Source organism: Corallococcus sp. BB11-1 (genome assembly GCF_026626625.1).
Classification (GTDB): Bacteria; Myxococcota; Myxococcia; order Myxococcales; family Myxococcaceae; genus Corallococcus; species Corallococcus soli.
This window is the reverse complement of sequence record NZ_JAPNJY010000002.1, coordinates 345,280-363,450: the sequence shown is the minus strand read 5'-3', so window position 1 is coordinate 363,450 and position 18,171 is coordinate 345,280. Positions and strand designations below refer to the sequence as shown.

Annotated in this window: 16 protein-coding genes; 4 read left to right on the top strand and 12 right to left on the bottom strand. The window is 71.5% G+C overall.

What is annotated here, in order from left to right:
- Window positions 1-298: 298 nt before the first annotated feature.
- From OV207_RS05360 to OV207_RS05350, 3 genes are read right to left on the bottom strand one after another with little or no spacing between them, the layout of a single operon-like run.
- A complete protein-coding gene (locus tag OV207_RS05360; RefSeq protein WP_267553141.1) occupies window positions 299-1,000 on the bottom strand; it encodes a hypothetical protein in 702 nt (233 codons plus the stop codon).
- Complete coding sequence (locus tag OV207_RS05355) at window positions 997-1,692, bottom strand: hypothetical protein (protein ID WP_267553140.1); 696 nt, start codon at window positions 1,690-1,692, stop codon at window positions 997-999. The genes OV207_RS05360 and OV207_RS05355 overlap by 4 nt, the downstream gene beginning before the upstream one ends.
- Window positions 1,689-2,366, bottom strand: coding sequence for a Fic family protein (locus OV207_RS05350; protein WP_267553139.1), 678 nt, complete (start codon window positions 2,364-2,366; stop codon window positions 1,689-1,691). Before OV207_RS05350 ends, OV207_RS05355 begins: the two co-directional genes overlap by 4 nt.
- Before the next feature lie 154 nt (window positions 2,367-2,520).
- On the opposite strand from OV207_RS05350, the gene OV207_RS05345 reads away from it, so the two are divergent.
- Complete coding sequence (locus OV207_RS05345; protein ID WP_193428621.1) at window positions 2,521-3,441, top strand: diacylglycerol/lipid kinase family protein; 921 nt, start codon at window positions 2,521-2,523, stop codon at window positions 3,439-3,441.
- On the opposite strand, the gene OV207_RS05340 is transcribed toward OV207_RS05345, so the two are convergent.
- From OV207_RS05340 to OV207_RS05305, 8 genes are all read right to left on the bottom strand, one after another.
- A complete protein-coding gene (locus OV207_RS05340) occupies window positions 3,431-4,315 on the bottom strand; it encodes a CheR family methyltransferase (RefSeq protein ID WP_267553138.1) in 885 nt (294 codons plus the stop codon). The genes OV207_RS05345 and OV207_RS05340 overlap by 11 nt on opposite strands.
- Before the next feature lie 2 nt (window positions 4,316-4,317).
- Window positions 4,318-5,379, bottom strand: a complete 1,062-nt coding sequence (gene cheB / locus OV207_RS05335; protein ID WP_267553136.1) for a chemotaxis-specific protein-glutamate methyltransferase CheB — start codon at window positions 5,377-5,379, stop codon at window positions 4,318-4,320.
- 11 nt (window positions 5,380-5,390) lie between these two features.
- Complete coding sequence (locus OV207_RS05330; protein ID WP_267553135.1) at window positions 5,391-5,729, bottom strand: antibiotic biosynthesis monooxygenase family protein; 339 nt, start codon at window positions 5,727-5,729, stop codon at window positions 5,391-5,393.
- A 22-nt stretch (window positions 5,730-5,751) separates the two neighbouring features.
- A complete protein-coding gene (locus OV207_RS05325) occupies window positions 5,752-7,281 on the bottom strand; it encodes an AarF/UbiB family protein (protein ID WP_267553133.1) in 1,530 nt (509 codons plus the stop codon).
- A 31-nt stretch (window positions 7,282-7,312) separates the two neighbouring features.
- Complete coding sequence (locus OV207_RS05320; RefSeq protein WP_267553132.1) at window positions 7,313-9,361, bottom strand: methyl-accepting chemotaxis protein; 2,049 nt, start codon at window positions 9,359-9,361, stop codon at window positions 7,313-7,315.
- The gene (locus OV207_RS05315; protein ID WP_267553130.1) at window positions 9,361-9,846 is read right to left on the bottom strand and encodes a chemotaxis protein CheW; all 486 of its coding nucleotides are present in this window, start codon (window positions 9,844-9,846) and stop codon (window positions 9,361-9,363) included. Before OV207_RS05315 ends, OV207_RS05320 begins: the two co-directional genes overlap by 1 nt.
- Window positions 9,843-12,011: a chemotaxis protein CheA gene (locus tag OV207_RS05310; RefSeq protein ID WP_267553129.1), complete on the bottom strand. Its 2,169-nt coding sequence runs from the start codon at window positions 12,009-12,011 to the stop codon at window positions 9,843-9,845. The genes OV207_RS05315 and OV207_RS05310 overlap by 4 nt, the downstream gene beginning before the upstream one ends.
- A 172-nt stretch (window positions 12,012-12,183) precedes the next feature.
- A complete protein-coding gene (locus tag OV207_RS05305; RefSeq protein ID WP_267553128.1) occupies window positions 12,184-13,074 on the bottom strand; it encodes a PAS and helix-turn-helix domain-containing protein in 891 nt (296 codons plus the stop codon).
- 477 nt (window positions 13,075-13,551) lie between these two features.
- Between OV207_RS05305 and OV207_RS05300 the strand changes: the two genes are divergently transcribed.
- From OV207_RS05300 to OV207_RS05290, 3 genes are read left to right on the top strand one after another with little or no spacing between them, the layout of a single operon-like run.
- Window positions 13,552-14,610 (top strand): DUF72 domain-containing protein, encoded by a 1,059-nt coding sequence (locus OV207_RS05300; RefSeq protein ID WP_267553126.1) that lies wholly within the window; start codon window positions 13,552-13,554, stop codon window positions 14,608-14,610.
- A gap of 38 nt (window positions 14,611-14,648) precedes the next feature.
- Window positions 14,649-14,954, top strand: coding sequence for a hypothetical protein (locus OV207_RS05295; protein ID WP_193428631.1), 306 nt, complete (start codon window positions 14,649-14,651; stop codon window positions 14,952-14,954).
- A complete protein-coding gene (locus OV207_RS05290) occupies window positions 14,893-15,240 on the top strand; it encodes a Smr/MutS family protein (RefSeq protein ID WP_267553124.1) in 348 nt (115 codons plus the stop codon). The genes OV207_RS05295 and OV207_RS05290 overlap by 62 nt, the downstream gene beginning before the upstream one ends.
- A 37-nt stretch (window positions 15,241-15,277) precedes the next feature.
- On the opposite strand, the gene OV207_RS05285 is transcribed toward OV207_RS05290, so the two are convergent.
- Window positions 15,278-18,025: an SNF2-related protein gene (locus OV207_RS05285; protein ID WP_267553122.1), complete on the bottom strand. Its 2,748-nt coding sequence runs from the start codon at window positions 18,023-18,025 to the stop codon at window positions 15,278-15,280.
- Window positions 18,026-18,171: the final 146 nt, after the last annotated feature.

The following is an 18,171-nucleotide window of genomic DNA, read 5'->3' as shown; positions in this document are numbered from 1 at the left end:
GCCGCCGAGCCAGCCGAGAGTCGCCCCACGGAGGTTGACTCCGCCGCCTCCAACAGCAGCCCGGCACGCCCGCGAGGGTGCCGGGCTTTTTTCATGCCTCGGGCGGGCGCCGGGAGGGCCGTGTTCCACGCCGGTGCGCCCACCCCGTCTCCAGATTGTTGAGACCCCGCTGATTCCAACATGTCGCGACACGTCCGTTGTCATCCGGACGTCTCAATCAGACATGCTGGCGCGACTGCGTTTCGACACCCCCTGCGGTCGTGACGGCCTCACGCGCCCGCTTCGTCAAACAGCGAAGTCAGTGCGTCCTGTGAGCCCGGCGGCCCTCGTCCTCCACGACGGCCAGCGCCACCTTCTCCGCCGAGTCGCGCAGCTCCTCTGCGGGCGGTGAGTGCCAGGACCCGAAGGCAAACAGCTTCTTCATCAGCTTGCCGGCTTGATAGCCCGGACGCATGTCCAGGGCGTCGAACATCCATCCCAAGGCCCGGTCCGCGAAGACATACCAGGACTCTTCACAGCCCGTGGCATCCATGGTGGCCTGGAGCACCTCCACCAGGCCGTCCGCCAGGGCCAGCGCCCGGATGTCGTCGTCCCCGGGCTCCGAAGGCAGGCTCTCCCGGAGGGACTGATACAGCGCATCCAGCTTGAACAGCCATGCGCGCCGCTGCTCCAGGGCGTTGAGCATGAGCTGGATGTTGTCCTGGACCCGCATGTTCGGCGTGGGGCGCTGGTTGAAGAAGCTGTGACACCAGCAATAGCCCCCCATGCTCTCGTTGCCCAGGTACACCCCCGTGTCCGTGTACCAGGGGGGCAGGTTCTCATCGAGCAGGTGCTGGACGTGCTTCGCCATCTCCTTGCGCTGCTCGTCCGTCAGCTTGAGCGTCCCCGGCGGCACCCGGGGCTCCAGGTACGCGCGCAGCAACCTGGCCAGCTTCTCCGGCTCATAGCCCTCCAGGCTGTCGCGGATGAGCTGCCACGAGAAACGGGCTGTCTTGCTCATGGCGTCACGTCGTCGTTCAGCGCCGCCACCGCCACCCGCTGCGCCGAGGCTCGGAGCGCCTCCGGGGGCGGCGTCACCCAGGATTCGAACACGAACAGCGTGCCCATCAGCTCCTGCGTGGATTCGCCCACCAGCACGTCCAGCGAATCGAGGCACCAGTCCATCGCGGACTCCGCGACCTGATACCAGGCCTCTTCGCAGTACGTCTCCGCGGCCGTGAGGTCCACGGTCTGGACCAGCGCCTCCGCGAGCACCGTCGCCTGGAGGCTCTTGTCTCCCCGAGCCGCGAGGAACCGTTCGCGCGCGGCTTCAAAGAGGGCATCCAGCGCGTACAGATACTTCCGGATGCGCTCCAGCGCCTCCAACATGAGCCGGATGTTCGCATCCACGTCCAGGTTCGGCGTGGGGTTCTGATTGAAGAACGAATGGCACCAGCAGTAGCCACCCAGGTTCTCGTTGCCCAGCGGCAGGCCGCTCTCGGTGTACCAGGGGCCCAGGGTGGCGCTGAGCAGGTCCTGCACCTGGTTCTTCAGGAGCTTGAGCATCCCCCGGCGGAACGCGTCCCCCCCGGACCTCATCGGTTGGAGCGGCGCCAGGAGGTCGCGCAACCGGGTCGCCAGCGCCTCCGGCTCATAGGTGTCCAGGCTCTCGCGGATGCGCCTCCACGGGCGCTTGGAAGGATCGCTGCTCACGGCTGCACCTCGTTGCGACAGGGGGCATCCGGCCCCGCGATGCTTCGGGCCACCAGACGCGTGAGGCGCACGTACCCGACAGCGTCACCCGGTCGCTTGGGAAACAGCACGACGGGCACCAGCGGTGGGGTGGGCAGCCCGCCCCGCCGCAGCATGTATTCCAGCCACAGCCGCGCCGCCCTCGCGTTCCCGTCCGGGAACGGGTGGAAGAAACACAGGTCCAGGTACAACCGGGTGGCGTGCGCCACCGGATGGCGCTCCTCCCCTGCGTCGGCCTCGACCTTCTGGACGAAGGCCGCCTCCAACCCCGGCGCCTGCGCATAGCGGTGCGCACCCCCGTGCGCGAACGCGTCCCCGGTGCGAAAGGCCGTACGCACCCCCCGGAGCGTCTCCTGGACCTCCACCATCCGGGAGAACGTCAGCGCCTCCCCGGCATCCGCCAGCTGGCGCACCCGAGCCAGGGCGTGCTCGAAGCGCTCCGTCCGCTCCGGCCCCTGCGCCTCGTGAGCGGGCGCGTCATACCGGTGGAGGAAGTCCTCCTGGGCCCCCGTCTCCCGGAAGGGCTGCCGTCCCGCCGCGTCCAGGTCCGCCCGGAGCGCCGGCAGGGCCCAGTCCACGGCTTGCATGGCGTCGCGGTGGGGACCGAGCTGCTCGGTGGCGGCGGGGGCTTTCACTCGGGGTCCGGGCGGAAGGCGGGGAGGGGAGGGCCCAGCATGGCACGGCCGGGGTGACAAACACCCTGGCTGAAGGCCGTCATGGTGGGTCATGGAGTGGAGCCCCGGCGCACAACCGCGTAAACAAGCGCGTCTTGCAGGGAGAAGGCACTGAATGAAGACGTTCCTCGTGGTCAACCCGCGCAGCGCCAACGGGCAGACGGGGAAGCGATGGGTGGAGATCTCCGCGCAGGTGGGCCGGGTGCTCGGTGAGTTCGGGCACGGCTTCACCAGCGGCGGCATGGATGCGGCGCGGCTGGCGCGGCAGGCCATCGACGACGGCTACGAGTGCATCGTCGCCGTGGGGGGCGACGGCACCCTCAACGAGGTCACCAACGGCTTCTTCCGCGACGGTCAGGTCATCAACCCCCAGGCGGCGCTGGGCCTGTTGCCCCGGGGCACCGGCGGCGACTTCCGCCGCACGTTCGGGTGGGACCTGGAGCTGACGTCCGCGCTGGAGCGGCTGCGCACGGAGAAGACGGAGCCCTTCGACGTGGGCCGGCTGGACTTCATCGACAACGACGGCAAGCCCGCCACGCGCTTCTTCGCCAACATCGCCTCGTTCGGCGTGAGCGCGGTGGTGGCGCGCGAGGTGAACTCCGGCAGCAAGGCGCTGGGCGGCCACCTGAGCTTCATGTGGGGCACCGTGAAGGGCCTGGTGAAGTACACCGAGCAGCAGGTACGCCTGACGCTGGATGACAAGCCGGCGGAGACGGTGAGCGTCACCACCGTGGCCGTGGCCAATGGCCGCTACTTCGGCAGCGGCATGTTCGTCGCCCCGGACGCGCTCACGCACGACGGCCTCTTCGACATCACGCTCTGGTCCCACTACAAGCTGAGCGACTTCGTCCTCAAGTCGAAGGGCGTCTACAACGGCGACCACGTCACCTGGAAGGGCACGCGGCGCTTCCAGTGCCGCACGCTCCACGCGGAGTCGGAGACGGGCGACGTGTTCCTGGACGTGGACGGCGAGACGCCGGGCCGGCTGCCCTGCACGATGACGCTGCTGCCCGGGGCCATCCGCCTCAAGGTGTAGCGCCCGGACGCGGGTGCGCGCGCCCTGACGCCTCCTCCAGCGCGGCGGGGAGGGGCGCGGGGCGATACCAGCTCGTCTGTCCGATGAGGCTGCGGGAGAAGCCGTCCTCCGCCAGGGGGGCGGCCTCCGCGGCGCCCAGCACCAGGTAGCCGTCCGGGTGCAGCATCCGCCGCACGCGGGCGAGCACCGCGCGCCGGGTGGGCCCGTCCCAGTAGATCATCACGTTGCGAAGGAAGACGAGGTCCACGGGGGCCTCCGGTGGGAAGTCCTCCATCAGGTTGAGCGGCCGGAACTCCACCGGCTTGCGCACCCGTTCGTTCAGCCGCCACCCGTCGCGCTCCGCGTGGAAGTAGCGCTGGCGCAGGAGGGGTGTCAGGCCCCGGTGGATCTCCTGCGCGTCGTAGCGGGCCTCGCTGGCGCGCACCAGGGCGCGGGTGGAGAAGTCGGTGGCGAGGATGCGCACCGTCCAGCCGGTGATGAGCAGCCCCGTCTCCGCCAGCGTCATCGCGACGCTGTAGGGCTCCTGGCCGTAGGCGCACGCCGCGCACCAGATGCGCAGCGTGCGCGTCCTTCCGCGCCGCGCCAGCAGGGCCGGCAGCACGGTGGAGCGCAGGGCGTCGAACACCGCCGCGTCCCGGAAGAAGGCCGTCTCGTGGTTGGCCAGCGCCTCCGCCAGCCGCTGATGGAGGGGGCTGCCGTCGGGCTGGGCGCGCAGCCGGGCCACCAGGGCGGTGACGTCCGCGACCCGCTCCTCGCGCACGAGCGACGCGAGCCGCGTCTCCACCAGCGCGTGCGTGTCGTGCCCCAGCACGAGCCCGGACAGGCGCAGCACGCGCTGCCGCAGCCACGCGAAGTCGTCGTAGAGCAGGGGCATGCTCAGCTCCTCCGCCCGCGCGCTTCCACGCGCCGCACCAGCTCCGCGGCCATCCCGTCCAGGGACGTCACGCCATCCGCCAGCCCCGCCTGCTCCACCGCGCCCGGCATCCCGCCGATGACGCAGCTGGCCTGGTCCTGCACCACCACCTGACCGCCCGCCTCATCCACCCGCCGGCAGCCGCGCAGCCCGTCCTGCCCCATGCCGGTGAGCACCACCGCGAGCACGCCCGCGCCATACACGTCCACCGCCGAGCGGAAGAGCACGTCCACCGCCGGCCGGCAGGCGTTCTCCGGCGGCGCCTGATGGGTGAGCAGCCGCACGCCGGTGGCATCCCCGGTGAGCGACAGGTGGAAGTCCCCGGGCGCGACCCACACCGAGCCGGGCCGCACCTGCTCCCCCGACACGGCCTCGCGCACGCGCAGCTTGCTCGCGCCCTCCAGCCGCTCCGCGAGCAGCCGGGTGAAGAGGGGCGGCATGTGCTGCACGATGAGCACCGGCACGGACAGGTCCGCAGGCAGCGCGGACACCACGCGCACCAGCGCGCCCGGGCCTCCGGTGGACGCGCCCATGACGATGATCTCCACCCGCGCGGACCCCTGGGGCCTGGGCGGATGCACCCGGGGCGCCAGCGCCGGGCCCGCCACGGGGGACGCGCGCACGTTGAGGGCCTTGAGCTTGCGCACCAGCTCGTCGCGCACCGCCTCCACGGTGACGTTCAGCCCGCCGGAGGACGTGGGCTTCGTCACGTAGTCGCGCGCCCCCAGCGACAGCGCCTCCAGCGTCAGCACGCCCGCGCGTTCGGTGAGCGCGCTGAACATCACCACCGCCAGCTCCGGCGAGCGCTGCCGCAAGAGCTTCAGCGTCTCAAGGCCATCCAGCTCCGGCATCTCCAGGTCCAGCAGCACCACGTCCGGCTGGAACTGCTCCACCTTCGCCAGCGCGATGCGGCCATTGGCGGCGGTGGCGACGACCTCCAGGCCGGGGTCGCTGCCCAGCAGCAGGGACACCTGGCGCCGGACCACGGCCGCGTCGTCCACCACCAGGACCCGGATGGCGCTCATGAGGGGGCGCCTCACCGGGCCGCGTGCGCGACCGGGCAGCGGCCCGTCGGGACGCTGGGGGACGTGTCCGCGCCGTACACCTCGTGCCGGGGCCGGCCCGCCAGGATGGCGCTGGCGCCCCAGTCCGTCACCCGGTGGAAGGCCTCGGACGCGATGAAGGCGTCGAAGCCCTCGCGGCTGTGCCACTCGGAGACGATGAGGTAGCGCCCGGGCGCCCCCACGCTCCGGAACAGCTCCGTTCGCGCATGCGTGGGCAGGGTGCGCATCGCCTCCAGCACGAGCGCGAACTTCCGCTCGAAGGCGTCCGCCTTGCCCTCACGCACTTCGTAGTTCATGCCAATGGTGACCATCCGCCGCCTCCTTGGTTCCGGTTCATTCCAGCCACACCCGGACGTGGCGCTCGCCCTCGTCCAGGTGGAACAGCTCCGACGGCCGCAGGCCCGCCGCCACCGCTGACGCGGCGATGGCCGCTGGGTCCAGGCCACGCGCCGCCAGCCGGGGCCCCAGGCCCTCTGGCAACAGCTCCTCCAGGTGCGCCGTCACCTCCGCGCGGAAGGTCAGCGCCACCCGCGTGTGCGCCCCCTCCATCACCCGCACGCGCAGGTAGCGCGCGGTGCCTGCCGCGTGCGCCTCCGGTGGCAGGGGCGGCGGTGGCAGCGACGGGGCGCGCGCCTCGTCCAGCAGCGGTCCCCACGCGATGGGGGCCTCCAGCACGTCCAGGTGGCGCACCAGCCCGTGGAAGGCTCGCAGGACGAAGAGCAGCGACGCGGGGCCCGCGGCCCGGAAGTTCCAGCGGTGGGGGCCCAGCGCCTCGGTGAGCCGCTCCCCCAGGCGCCATCGCGCGACGTGGAACGGGCCCTCCTGGAGGAAGGGCTCCAGGAGCACGCGGCTGACGGCGGGCAGCACCTCCGCCATGGGCTCCAGCAGCTCCGGCGTGAAGCCCAGCGTGACCCACGCGGCCAGGAGCATGCGCGGCTCCGGTTCGGACCCGGGTGCCCGCAGCAGTGAGAGCAGCCGCCCCAGGCCCGTCGTCAGCTCGGCGGGCAGGGCCTTCACGCAGCCGAAGTCGAGCACCCCCAGCCGCGGCCCTCCCTCCGGCCCCCGGGACACGCGGTAGTTGCCGGGGTGTGGATCCGCGTGCAGCGCGCCCCAGGTGAAGAGGCCGTGGAGGAACAGCCGCACCAGCGTGGTGGACAGCGCGCGCCGGTCCGCTTCGCTCCAGCGCCGTGCCTCGGAGAGGGGCTCGCCGTCCACCCAGGACATCACCAGCAGGTCCTCGCGGATCAACGCGTCCACGGGCACGGGCACCACCACCCCCGGCACGTCCGCCATGCGCGCGCCGGCTTCGCGCAGCAGCCGGGCCTCGTGGTGGTAGTCCAGCTCCTGCTGGAGCATTTGCGCCAGCTCGTGCCGGTAGGCGGACAGGTCCAGCTTCCCGCGCCAGCCGCCCAGGGGCGCCGCCAGCCAGCCCAGGGCGCGCAGGTCGGAGCGCACGGCGTCCGCGATGCCCGGGTGCCGCAGCTTCACCGCCACCGCGCGCCCGTCCTGCAACACGCCCCGGTGCACCTGGCCCAGCGACGCGGCGATGCCCCCGCCATCCAGCGACGTGAACACCTGCCGCCACGGCTGTCCCAGCCGGCGGGAGAGCTCCGCCAGCGCGGCCTCCGGCGCGAGCGGGGAGGGGGCCTCCGCGAGCGAGCCGAACCCCGGCGTCTGGGAGCCCAGCTCCGCGATCGTGAGCACCTGCCCCACCTTCTGGGGCAGCCCGCGCAGCCCGAGGAGCCGCTCGGCCAGCTCCCGCCGCGCGTCCTCCGCCTCCTGGGGCCTGGCCCCACGGCGCAGCCGCGTGGAGGCCCGCGCGACCTGTCCCAACTCCCACCAACGTCTCAGTCCGGTCCTCACGCGCCTGGGTCTCCTCCGTCCGCGCGGTGCGCTACTTCGACCGCTGGGTCTTGTCGGTGGTGTCCACCTGCACGACCAGCCGTTGCAGCGACTGCGCCATGTGGGCCAGCTCCACGGCGGAGCGCTGTGTGCTGCCCGCGCCCTCGGTGGTGCTGCGCGCGGCCTCCGCGACGGCGGCCATGTTCTCGGAGATCTGCTGGCTGCCCTTGGCCGCCTCGCCCACGTTGCGGAGGATCTCCCCCGCCGTGGCCGTCTGCTCCTCCACCGACGATGCGATGGACGTCTGCAATTCATTGATGCGCCCGATGGTGGCGCCAATCTCCAGGATGGCGTTGACCACCTCCTCGGTGTCGTCCTGGATGGCGCCAATCTTCTGCCCGATGTCCTCCGTCGCGCGGGCCGTCTCGCGCGCCAGCTCCTTCACCTCGTTGGCCACCACCGCGAAGCCCCGGCCGGCCTCGCCCGCGCGGGCCGCCTCGATGGTCGCGTTGAGCGCCAGGAGGTTCGTCTGCTGCGCGATGGAGGTGATGACCTTGATGACCTTGCCAATCTCCAGGCTGCTGGTGCCCAGCTTGCCGACGATGACGGAGGTCTTGTCCGCCAGCTCCACGGCGGACGACGCCACCTTGGCGGCGCTGCTCGCGTTGCGCGCCACCTCGCGGATGTTCGCGTTGACCTCCTCCATGCCGGACGCGACGCTCTGCACGTTGCGGCTCACCTGTTCGGCGCCCGCGGACACCTGGGTGGCCTGCGCCGCGGTCTCCTGCGCGTTGCTCACCATCTGCTGGCTGACGCTGGACAGCTCCTGCGAGGACGCCGCGAGCGTCTTCGAGTGCTGCGTCACCTCCTGGAAGACGCCGCGCAGGGTGGTGTCCAGGTCCTGCTCGCGCTGCTGCACGGCCAGCTTCTCCGTGATGAGCTCCCACGTCACCATGGGCCCCAGGTAGCGGCCCTGGCCGTCGTACACCGCCGTCACCAGCAGGTCCGCGATCTCCGGCCCGATGGGGATGTTCGCGCGCACCGGGAGGTTCTTGTCGTTGGCCAAAATCTTCCGCTGGTACGCCACGTCCTTGTGGAAGATGTCGATGGTGGCGCCGAGCACCCGGTCCGCGGTGACGGGCAGGTGCTTCTCCACCCGCTGCAACAGGCGGCGCGAGGCCGGGTTCAGGTAGACGATCTTCAGGTCCTTGTCGGCCACCATCACGCAGGTGGGGGCGTTCTCCAGCATGGCCCTCAGGCGCGCCATCTCCGTGTCCGCGCGCAGCCGCTCCGTGATGTCCTCCCACGTCACCACGTAGCCGGTGAGGTCCCCGCCCTTTCCGGAGAGGCCGTCCACGCGCGCCTTGAGCATGGCGTCGCCCACGGGGAAGATGGCCTCGTGCGGCAGCGCCGAAGGCGTGCTCAGCCGCGACTCCTCGCGACGCAGCTGCTGCTCGAAGCGGGACAGGAAGTCGCCTCCCGCCTCCTCCACGCCGCTGGCATGGAGCGACGCCGTCTGCTCGATGCGCTCGATGGCTTCGGTGGAGGCGGCGTTCGCGAAGACGATCTCCAGGTCCGCGTCCAGCACGAGCACGTTGACCCGCGCCGCGTCGAGCAGGGCTTCGCTCCCCGCGCCGGACAGGGGCGACGCCGCGCGACGGCGGGAGGGCTTCGCCACGGCGGCGCGGCGGCCCTTCACCGGAGCGCGCTTCAGGGCGGGCCTGCGCGCGCGGTCCTCCTCCTGCGTCCCCACCGCGGCCAGCACCTCGCGGGCGACGGGGCCGGACACGTCCAGCTCATCCAGCACGGAGGCCAGGTGCTCGGCGACGCGCTCGAAGTGGTGCGGCCGCAGGTCCAGCTCCGCGTGCAGTTCGCGCATCGGCGGGCCGCGATAGACGCCAGGCCCACCCAGGTGCTGGGTGAGGAAGGCGATCATCTGGCGTTGCAGGGCGACCAGGTCCGCGCGGCGGAAGAGCGGCTTGAGCTGGGCGTCCGTCATCACCCGGGCGTAGAGCTTCTGGACGGTGGCCGTGAGGGCGGCCTTGCCCCCCAGGCGTTGGAAGAGCGTGGTCTTCACGGCGGGCGCGGCGGTGCGGGCCATCAGCGGGACTCCTGGGGAAGCGCAGGGTAGGAAGGGGAGGGGGAAGGGGTGGCGGGCGCGAGTCCGTCCACCACCGCGTCCGAGGACAACACCAGCAGCAGGCGATCCGGCAGCGCGTGGACGCCCAGCAGCATCGTGCGCAGCGCGCCGCGCAGGTTGTCCGGCAGCGGGGCGAGGGCCGCGTCCTCCAGGGGGAGGATGTCGCCAATGGCATCCACGCGCAGGCTCACCGCGCCGTCATCGCCGCGCAGGACGACGTGGGGCGCGTCCGAGGGGGCGGTGCCCTCTGGCAATTCCAGACGGCGGCGCAGGTCGATGGCGGGGACGATCTGCCCGCGCAGGTTGAGCAGCCCCGCGACCTCCGGCGGCGCCCCGGGGACGCGCGTGAGCGGGGGCGGCAGGAGGATCTCCTGCACCCGTTCGATGTCCAGGCCGAACAGGTGCTCGCCTACGGAGAAGGTGCACAGCTGGCGCAGGATGATCACGGCGCACCGCCCGCGAGCAGCTCCGGGTGGATGGCGCGCACGGCGCCCTCCACGTCCAGGAACTCGGTGGCCCGGTCCAGCACCACCATGGAGCCCAGCACGCCCGCGCGGCGCGTCTCGCGCTGGAGCGCCACCTCCACCTCCGCGACGTCCAGGATGGCGTCCACCACCAGCCCCACCCGCGTGTCCGCGTGCGTGGTGACGACGACGGACAGCGAGGACTCCGCCGCGTGGCGCAGCCCCTGGGAGAGCCGGGCGGTCGCGCTGGCGCCTCCCTCCAGCACGGAGGCCACGCGCACCAGGGGCAGCAGCTGGCCGTGGTAGCGCGCCAGCTCCATGCCTCCGCTCAGGTGCTCCACCTCCGTGAGGGGCAGCTCCTCCAGCCGGGCCACGCGCGACAGGGGGATGGCCACGCGGCCCTCCGCGCCGGTGCGGCACAGCAGCACCCGCTCGCGCGGGTCCTCCGGCGCCGGGGCCATTGGGGGCGCGGCCTCTGGGACGAGCTGGGTGGGGGCCTCGCTGACGGCGCCCACGCGGCGGCCCAGGCCCATCGCGTCCAGGATGAGGGCCACGCGCCCGTCGCCCAGCACCGTCGCGCCCGCGTAGCAGGACAGCCCCTTGAGGTGCTTCCACAGCGGCTTGACGACGATCTCCTCGGTGTCGTGGATGGCGTCCACCCACAGCCCGAAGGTGCGCTCCCCGGCCTGCAGCACGACGAGGGTGGCCCCCCCGTCCAGGTCCGGCGCGGCGGGCCCCACGCCCAGCTCCGAGGCGAGCACCACCAGCGGCAGCAGCTCCCCGCGGAGGCGCAGCACGGAGGCGTCCTGGAGGCGGGTGATGTCGCGCCGGGCCTGCGCGGGCTCCAGCCACACCACCTCGCGCAGGCTCGCCTGGGGCAGGGCGTAGCGGTCCCCCCGGCAGGTGACGAGGAGCGCGGGGATGATGGCCAGCGTGAGGGGAATCTTGAGCGTGAACGTCGTGCCCTGGCCCTGGCGGCTGTGCACCTCCACGGTGCCGCCAATGCGCTCCACCTGCGTGCGCACCACGTCCATGCCCACGCCCCGTCCGGACAGCGACGTGACGCGCTCGGCGGTGCTGAAGCCCGGCATGAAGATGAGCAGCAGCGCGTCCGCGTCCGACAGCCGCGCGGCCTGGTCGGACGTCAGCAGGCCCCGCTGCACGGCGACCTGCCGCACGCGCTGCACGTCGATGCCCGCGCCGTCGTCGGACATCCCCAGGTGCACGAGCCCGCCCTCGTGCGACGCGCTCAGCGTCACGCACCCCACGGGCGGCTTGCCGCGCTGGCGGCGCTGCTCGGGCGTCTCCACGCCGTGGTCCACGGCGTTGCGCAGCAGGTGGGTGAGCGGATCATGCAGCGCCTCCACCAGCGTCTTGTCCAGCTCCGTGTCCGCGCCCTGGAGTTGCAACCGCACCTGCTTGCCGCACCCGTGCGCAAGCTCCCGCACCAGCCGGGGGAAGCGGTTCCACACCTGGCCCACCGGCTGGAGCCGCGTCTTCATCACCACCTGCTGCACCTGCGTGGTGACGACGTCCAGGCGCTGTGACGCGGTGGCCAGGTCCGCGCCCGGCGTGGGGCCCGTCGCGCACTGGAGGATGCGGTTGCGCGCCAGCACCAGCTCGCCCATCAGGTTCATCAGCCGGTCCAGCAGCGCCACGTCCACGCGCAGCTTGGAGTCCACCCCGGTGGCGGAGCCGCGCCAGGGCAGGACGCCCGGGATGGGCGGCGCCTCCGGGGCCTCCAGCGGAACGGCCGCCGCCGCCGCGCCCGCCAGCCGGGCGAGCAGCGCGGAGTGGTCCACCGCGGGCTCCATGCCCGTCGCCTCGATGTGCTCCAGCGCCCCGCGCGCCGCGTCCGCCAGGGCCAGCAGGGTGGACACGCGCTCGCGGTCCAGCGCGAAGCGCTTGTCCCGCGCGAGCCCCAGCAGCTCCTCCGCGGAGTGCATCAGCCCCTCCAGGCGGGTGAAGCCCAGGAAGCCGCAGGTGCCCTTCACGGTGTGCAGGCTGCGGAACAACTGCGCCAGCAGGGCCTGCGAGCCCGGCTGCGCCTCCAGCTCCAACACCGTCGCCTCGATGGACTGCACGTGCTCGCGGGACTCGAGCAGGAACTCCCGCATCACGTCGTCCCAACCCGGAGTGTCACCCACGGACGGGGCCCCCTTCCGCGAAGGCGCGCACCCCTGGCGTTTCAATGGATGGGTTCTGCCTGGCGCTGCCCATGGGCAACGGCCCCCCCGACTCGCAGGACTCCGGAGTCGAACCACCAGCATGTCGCAATGTCAGGAAGCTGGAAGCTGTCCCACGGGGAAGGTGCCCTGGTCAGAAGAACAGGCGAAGCAGGTCAAACCGTGTTTCCGCGCCCAGCTTCCGCAAGAGATTGGCCTGATGGAATTTTACGGTGCGCTCGGTAATGCCAAGCACGGTCGAGATGTCGGTGGGTGAGCGGCCGAGCGCGAGGTAACGCAAGACATCGCCTTCGCGCTCCGACAGTCGCGCGGCGCGCGCCAGCCTGCGCACCTTCGCCTCGAAGAGGCCGGTGAGGGTGGTGTCCCCGATCGTGTGCACGCTGACGCGCGCGGTGCCGACACCCGTGGGGGTGGCGGTGACGACCTCGAAGCCCTCGCTGGCGGCGGAGGCCTGGCGGACGATGGTGTGGGGCCAGGACATGGGGGCCACCGCCGTCAACGGGCAGTCCTGGCAGGGGGCGTCGCGGTGGGCGAAGGCGCCGAAGCACGGGCGCCCCACCATGTCCTCGTGCTCCATCTGGCCGGCGCGCCAGACGGACTTGAGCGTCCCGAAGGTCTCCAGCTCGGTGGAGATTTCATAGCTCAGGTCCTGGCCCTGGCCGGGCTCCGCATGGGCCTGCGCCTGTCGAGGCATGGGGATGGGCAGAGGCATGGGAAGCAGGGGCCCGGAGCGGGTGATGATGGCCACCAGCCGCAGCGGTGGCCGTCCCACGGCCGCGACGTCCAGCTCCACCGCCAGGCGCTCTCCCACGCGCGTGAGCACCTCGGTCTCCAACCGGTGTTCGGCGCTGGTGAAGACCGCGCGCAGTGCCTGGCCCACCTCCCGGCCCTGCTCCCGGGGCGTGCACACCTCCGTCCATCGCCGGCCCAGCAGCTCCTCGCGGGGACGCCCCAGCAGCGATGTGAGCGCTCCATTGGCCAGCTCGATGCGCCCCCGCCTGTCCATCACGGCAATGGGACGCACATCGCGTTCCGCGAGCAGGGATGCCGTCAGAGACCAATCCATGGACACCCCCCGCCCGTTGCAGCCCTCATCCACTTTTCCAGTGGAATGAATGGATTCAACGGTTTCATGAGCTTACCGCGAAACGACAGGCTTCGCAGGAGGGGGGAGGTCGTGAGGAGGGCATCCGACCCCAGGGAGCGGGCAGGGCCGGGCGCCCGGCGCCTCTTCAATCCCAGACACCCGCGAGTCTGGAAGCCTCTCACGCTGGGACAGGGCTCCCGGGACGTCTGGCTTGAGCGGCGCCAGCGAGGGGGCGGCGAAGGGCGGAGCCGCGAGGGGAGACTTCCGCTGTCCGACGCTTCGTGGCCGGCTGGCTGGTGGGCGTGCCGGAAACCTGGAACGTCACCCGGATTCGAGGCAACCTCCTGCATTGTGTGGGCTTCGGGATTACTCCCTGGGCCTCACCCGGACCTCCGTAGGAAGGGAGCTGACTGCATGAGCGCCTCGCGACGACCCGCCCAGTTCGACCTCTTCACCGGCGCGCTGGAGGAAGCCCCCGTGTCGTCCCGGCGCCGCACCCAGCCCCTGGGCCCGGCCCCGGTGCCCGACGACCTGCGAGTGCTGGGCGAGCAGCTTCCCCAGGGCGTCTACCTGGGCACCTCGTCGTGGACGTTCCCGGGGTGGACGGGCCTCGTCTACGACCACGAGGCCAGCACCCCCCAGCTCGCGAAGGAGGGCCTGGGCGCCTACGCGCACCACCCGGTGCTGCGCACGGTGGGCATCGACCGGACGTTCTACGCGCCCGTGCCCGCCACCGCCTTCGCCGACTACGCCCAGCAGGTCCCGGACGGCTTCCGCTTCCTCGTGAAGGCCCACGAGGCCTGCACGCTGGCGCGCTTCCCGGTGCACGAGCGCTACGGCGCGCACCGGGGGCAGGTGAACGACCGCTTCCTCCAGGCCGCCTACGCGGTGGACCACGTGGTGGGGCCGTTCATGGAGGGCCTGGGGGACAAGGCGGGCCCGCTCGTCTTCCAGTTCCCACCGCAGGATCCGGCCTCGCTCGGAGGCCCCGCGCGCTTCGTGGAGCGGCTGCACGCGTTCTTCTCCGCGCTGCCCCGGGGGCCCCTGTACGCCGTGGAGGTCCGCAACGAGGAGCTGCTGACGGAGGGCTTCGCGCAGGCGCTCGCGGACACCGGCGTCAGCCCCGTGCTCGCGGTCTGGGCCCACATGCCGCCCGTCGCGCGGCAGGCGAAGCTCACCCGGGCCTTCGAGTCCCGCGCCGTCGTCGTGCGGTGGATGCTGCCGCCCAACCTGGGCTACGAGGAGGCGCGCGCCCGCTACGCCCCGTTCAACAGGCTGGTGGACGAAGACGTGGGCACCCGCGACGTGCTGGCGCGCGTGTGCATGGCGGCGGTGCGGCGCGAGCGGCCCGTCTTCGTGACCATCAACAACAAGGCGGAAGGGAGCGCTCCCCTGTCCGCCATCCGGCTCGCGCAACGCGTCGTGTCACACAAGGAGGAGGGCGGCCAGCGCAGCGTGGCCCACGCGACATGACTTGCGCGCGAGCACGCCGCTTGCTTACGTGAAAGCCCATGAAGGCGATGACCCTGGCTGCCCTGCTGATGCAGATGACCACCGCTGGCGGTGCCGGCGCGGAAGGCAAGCGGGCAGGCAAGCATCCGGAAGACGCGGGCACCGAGCAGCAGGGCGCCGTGTCGACGGAGATCTCCTCGCTGAAGGGGGAGCTCACCAGCCTCAAGGAAGAGTTCCGGCTCGCGCGCGAGCGTCAGCGGCTGGCGGCGGAAGAGAAGAAGCGTCAGGAGGAGGCCCGCTACGGTGACCCGGCGAAAACCACCCCTGCACCTGCCACCGGAGGGGCCGGAGCCCCCGCCCGATGAGGACGAGGCCGTAGAAATTCCGGTCGACGGCAACCTCGACCTGCATCTCTTCCAGCCTCGCGACGTGAAGGACCTCGTCACCGAGTACCTCTGGGCCTGCCAGCAGAGGGGCGTGCTCGACGTGCGCATCATCCACGGCAAGGGCACGGGCGCGCTGCGGCGCACGGTGCAGGCGTTGCTGCCCACGCTGCCGGAGGTGGAGGGCTTCCGGAGCGCCTCGGAGGCGGACGGCGGGTGGGGCGCGACGTGGGTGCGGCTCAAGCCCCTGGGAGGCCAGGGGCCCTGACATCAGGTGACGTCAGGCGACGCCAGACACGGCGTGGCTACGACAGCCAGAAGTACGCGGACGCGATGAGGGTGCGCTTCTCCGTCACGCGCCCCTTCTGTGCCAGCTCCGCCATCTGCCGGTCCTTGGCGGCGTAGCGCTTCTCCTCTTCGTTGCGCAGCGACGCCAGCTTGCGCCGGTACTCGCGCTCCATCCGGTCCGAGTGCGCCCGCGCCTTCGCGCGCTCCGCGGTGTCGTCCACGCCGGCGACTTCCTTGCGCGCTTCAATCCACGTCTGCCGCGCGGCCTCCACCACCTCGCGCGACTCCATCAGGCAGTCCTCGACGTAGCGGTCCGCGCGCTCACGGGCCTTGTCCAGCTCCAGGGCATTGCGGCGCTCGGCGGCCCGGATCAGCTCATCCTTGGCGGTCATGAGCGACTGCTCTTGCATGAGCTGGACCGACACCGGCGCGGGCTGGCGGCGCTTCTCTTCCTTGGCGTCGAGCTTCGTGAAGTGGACACCGTCCGTCAGCGGCAGGGCCCGGAAGCCGCCGTCGCGGTCCTTCACCAGCACCAGGTGCACCAGCTTCTCTTCGGGCTTGAGGCCGGTGATCTCGAACTTGTAGGCGAACCACCAGCCCTCGCAGCCGGCCAGCCGCGCCAGCCGGGAGGGCAGCCCCGCCGCGTCCAGCTGCAGGTAGCTGACGGCGTCCTGGGTGCGGTCGCGCACGGCGTATGCGGCCTTGGCCACCTGGAGCCGGCCGGAGGTGCGGCTGCCCAGCACGGAGCCGGTGAGGGCGCGCGCCTCCTGCTGGCGGCGGGCCACCACCTCCTTGGCCTGGTCACCGGCCACGCGCAGCCGGCGGCGCACGTCGCCGTCGAAGCGCTCCAGCACCACGGACTTCATCTCCGTCATGCGCTGGGTGATGGCGCCTTCCAGCTCCTCGCGCAGCTTGTCGAAGGCGATGTTGATGTCGGCCGGGTTGCGGCAGGACTGGTAGATGTCCAGCACGCGCCGCTCGAAGTCGACGCCGCTCTCCAGCGCGCCCAGGATTTCATCCGACGCGCCGAAGACGCCGTCGAAGAGGTTGAGCTTCTTCTCCAGCAATTCGAACAGGCGCGCGTCCGCCGCGTTCTGCCGGTTGAGGAAGTTCACCACCAGCACGTCGCGCTGCTGGCCGTAGCGGTGGCAGCGGCCAATGCGCTGCTCCACCCGCTGCGGGTTCCACGGCAGGTCGTAGTTCACGACCAGGTTGCAGAACTGGAGGTTCAAGCCCTCCGCGCCCGCCTCGGTGCAGATGAGGATCTGCGTGCGGTTGCGGAAGTCGTCCACCAGGGCCTTGCGCTCCTCGGGCGTGCTGCCCGAGTCCCCGGACAGCAGCGAGATCTTGTCCTGGTAGCCATGCTCCGACAGCAGGTTGAACAGGTACTGCTGCGTGCGCTTGGACTCCGTGAAGATGAGCGCCTTCTCCGGCCAGCTGTGCGTGCGCATCACCGCGAAGGTGCGATCCAGCGCGCGCTTGAGCGCCTCGCCCTTGGCGTTGATGCGGATGGAGTCCGCCAGGTCCGCGTACTGCCGCAGCTCCCAGACCTCCTGCTCCAGCGTGCGCACCGCGGGGGCCTTGGCGGGGTCGTCGGACCACTCCTCGCCTTCCTCCACGAACTGCCTGGCCTCCTCCGGTTCGAAGAGGGCCAGGGCCTGCTGGCCCAGGCGCGCGGCCTCCAGGCGCTTCTGGAGGTTCTCCGACAGCTTGCGCAGCGTGGGCGCGATGGCGAAGGTGGAGGAGGCCAGCAGCTTGCGGTAGCACAGCGTCAGCAGCGTCTTCTTGCCCGGCTCGATGGCCGCCACTTCGGAGCGCTGCAGGTACTCGCTGACCTTCTCGTAGAGGTCGTGCTCCTCGGGGGACGGGTTGAAGTCCTCCACGATGCTGCGGCGGTTGGTGTAGCGCACGTACTCGCGCACCTGGCGGCGCAGCGTGCGTTGCACCACCGGGGCCAGCCGCTCCTTGAGCTCGCAGGCGGCGGCCTCCGTCATGCCGCCGCCCTCGTCCGCGCGGTAGCGGCTGCGGAAGGCGTGCTCGGGCCCCAAGATCTGCTCGTCCAGCAGCGACATCAGGCCGAACAGCTCCATCAGGTTGTTCTGGAGCGGCGTCGCGGTGAGCAGCAGCTTGGGCCGGCCCGCGAGCCCCGCGCGCAGCGCCTGCCCCATCTTGTTGTTGGGCCGGTGCGCGTTCCGGAGCCGGTGGGCCTCGTCGATGATGACCAGGTCCCACGGAATCTCCGCCAGCAGGTTCACGCGGTTGGCGGCGAACGGGTGCGAGCAGATGACGGGGAAGGGCTGGTCGAAGCAGTTGTTGTGGGCCCGGACGTTGCGGCCGTCCACCAGCACGCTGTCCAGGTCGAACTTCTCACGCAATTCCGCGTTCCACTGCGCGCGCAGCACCGCGGGCGCCAGGATGAGGATGCGGTTCTTGCCCTCGGCCATGAGCTGGGCGACGACGAGGCCCGCCTCGATGGTCTTCCCCAGGCCCACCTCGTCCGCCAGCATGCAGCCGCCGCGCGACAGCGCGTCCATCGCGAACATCGCCGCTTCGACCTGGTGGGGGTTCAGGTCCACCTTCGCTTCGGACAGGGCGTTGGCCAGCCGCTGCTGCGTGTCACCGCTGCGCGCGAGCAGCTCTTCGGCCAGCAGCCGCTCGTGGAAGGGCGTCAGGGCCGCCGCCACCAGTTCCTCCGCTGCCCGGGCCGCGACGGCCGCGGCGTCCGCCTCCACCTGCACCCTCAAACCCCTCGCGACCTCCGCCAAGTCCCGCCTCCCATCCGTGGTTTGAAGCGCTCGCGCACGTGCGCGGACGATTGAGGCGCGCCATTCTGGTGAGCGATCCGCATCTGTAAAGGGGGTCCTCCGCGAGGCCGAAAACTCGGCCTCCGCGCGATTGGCAAGCACGCTGT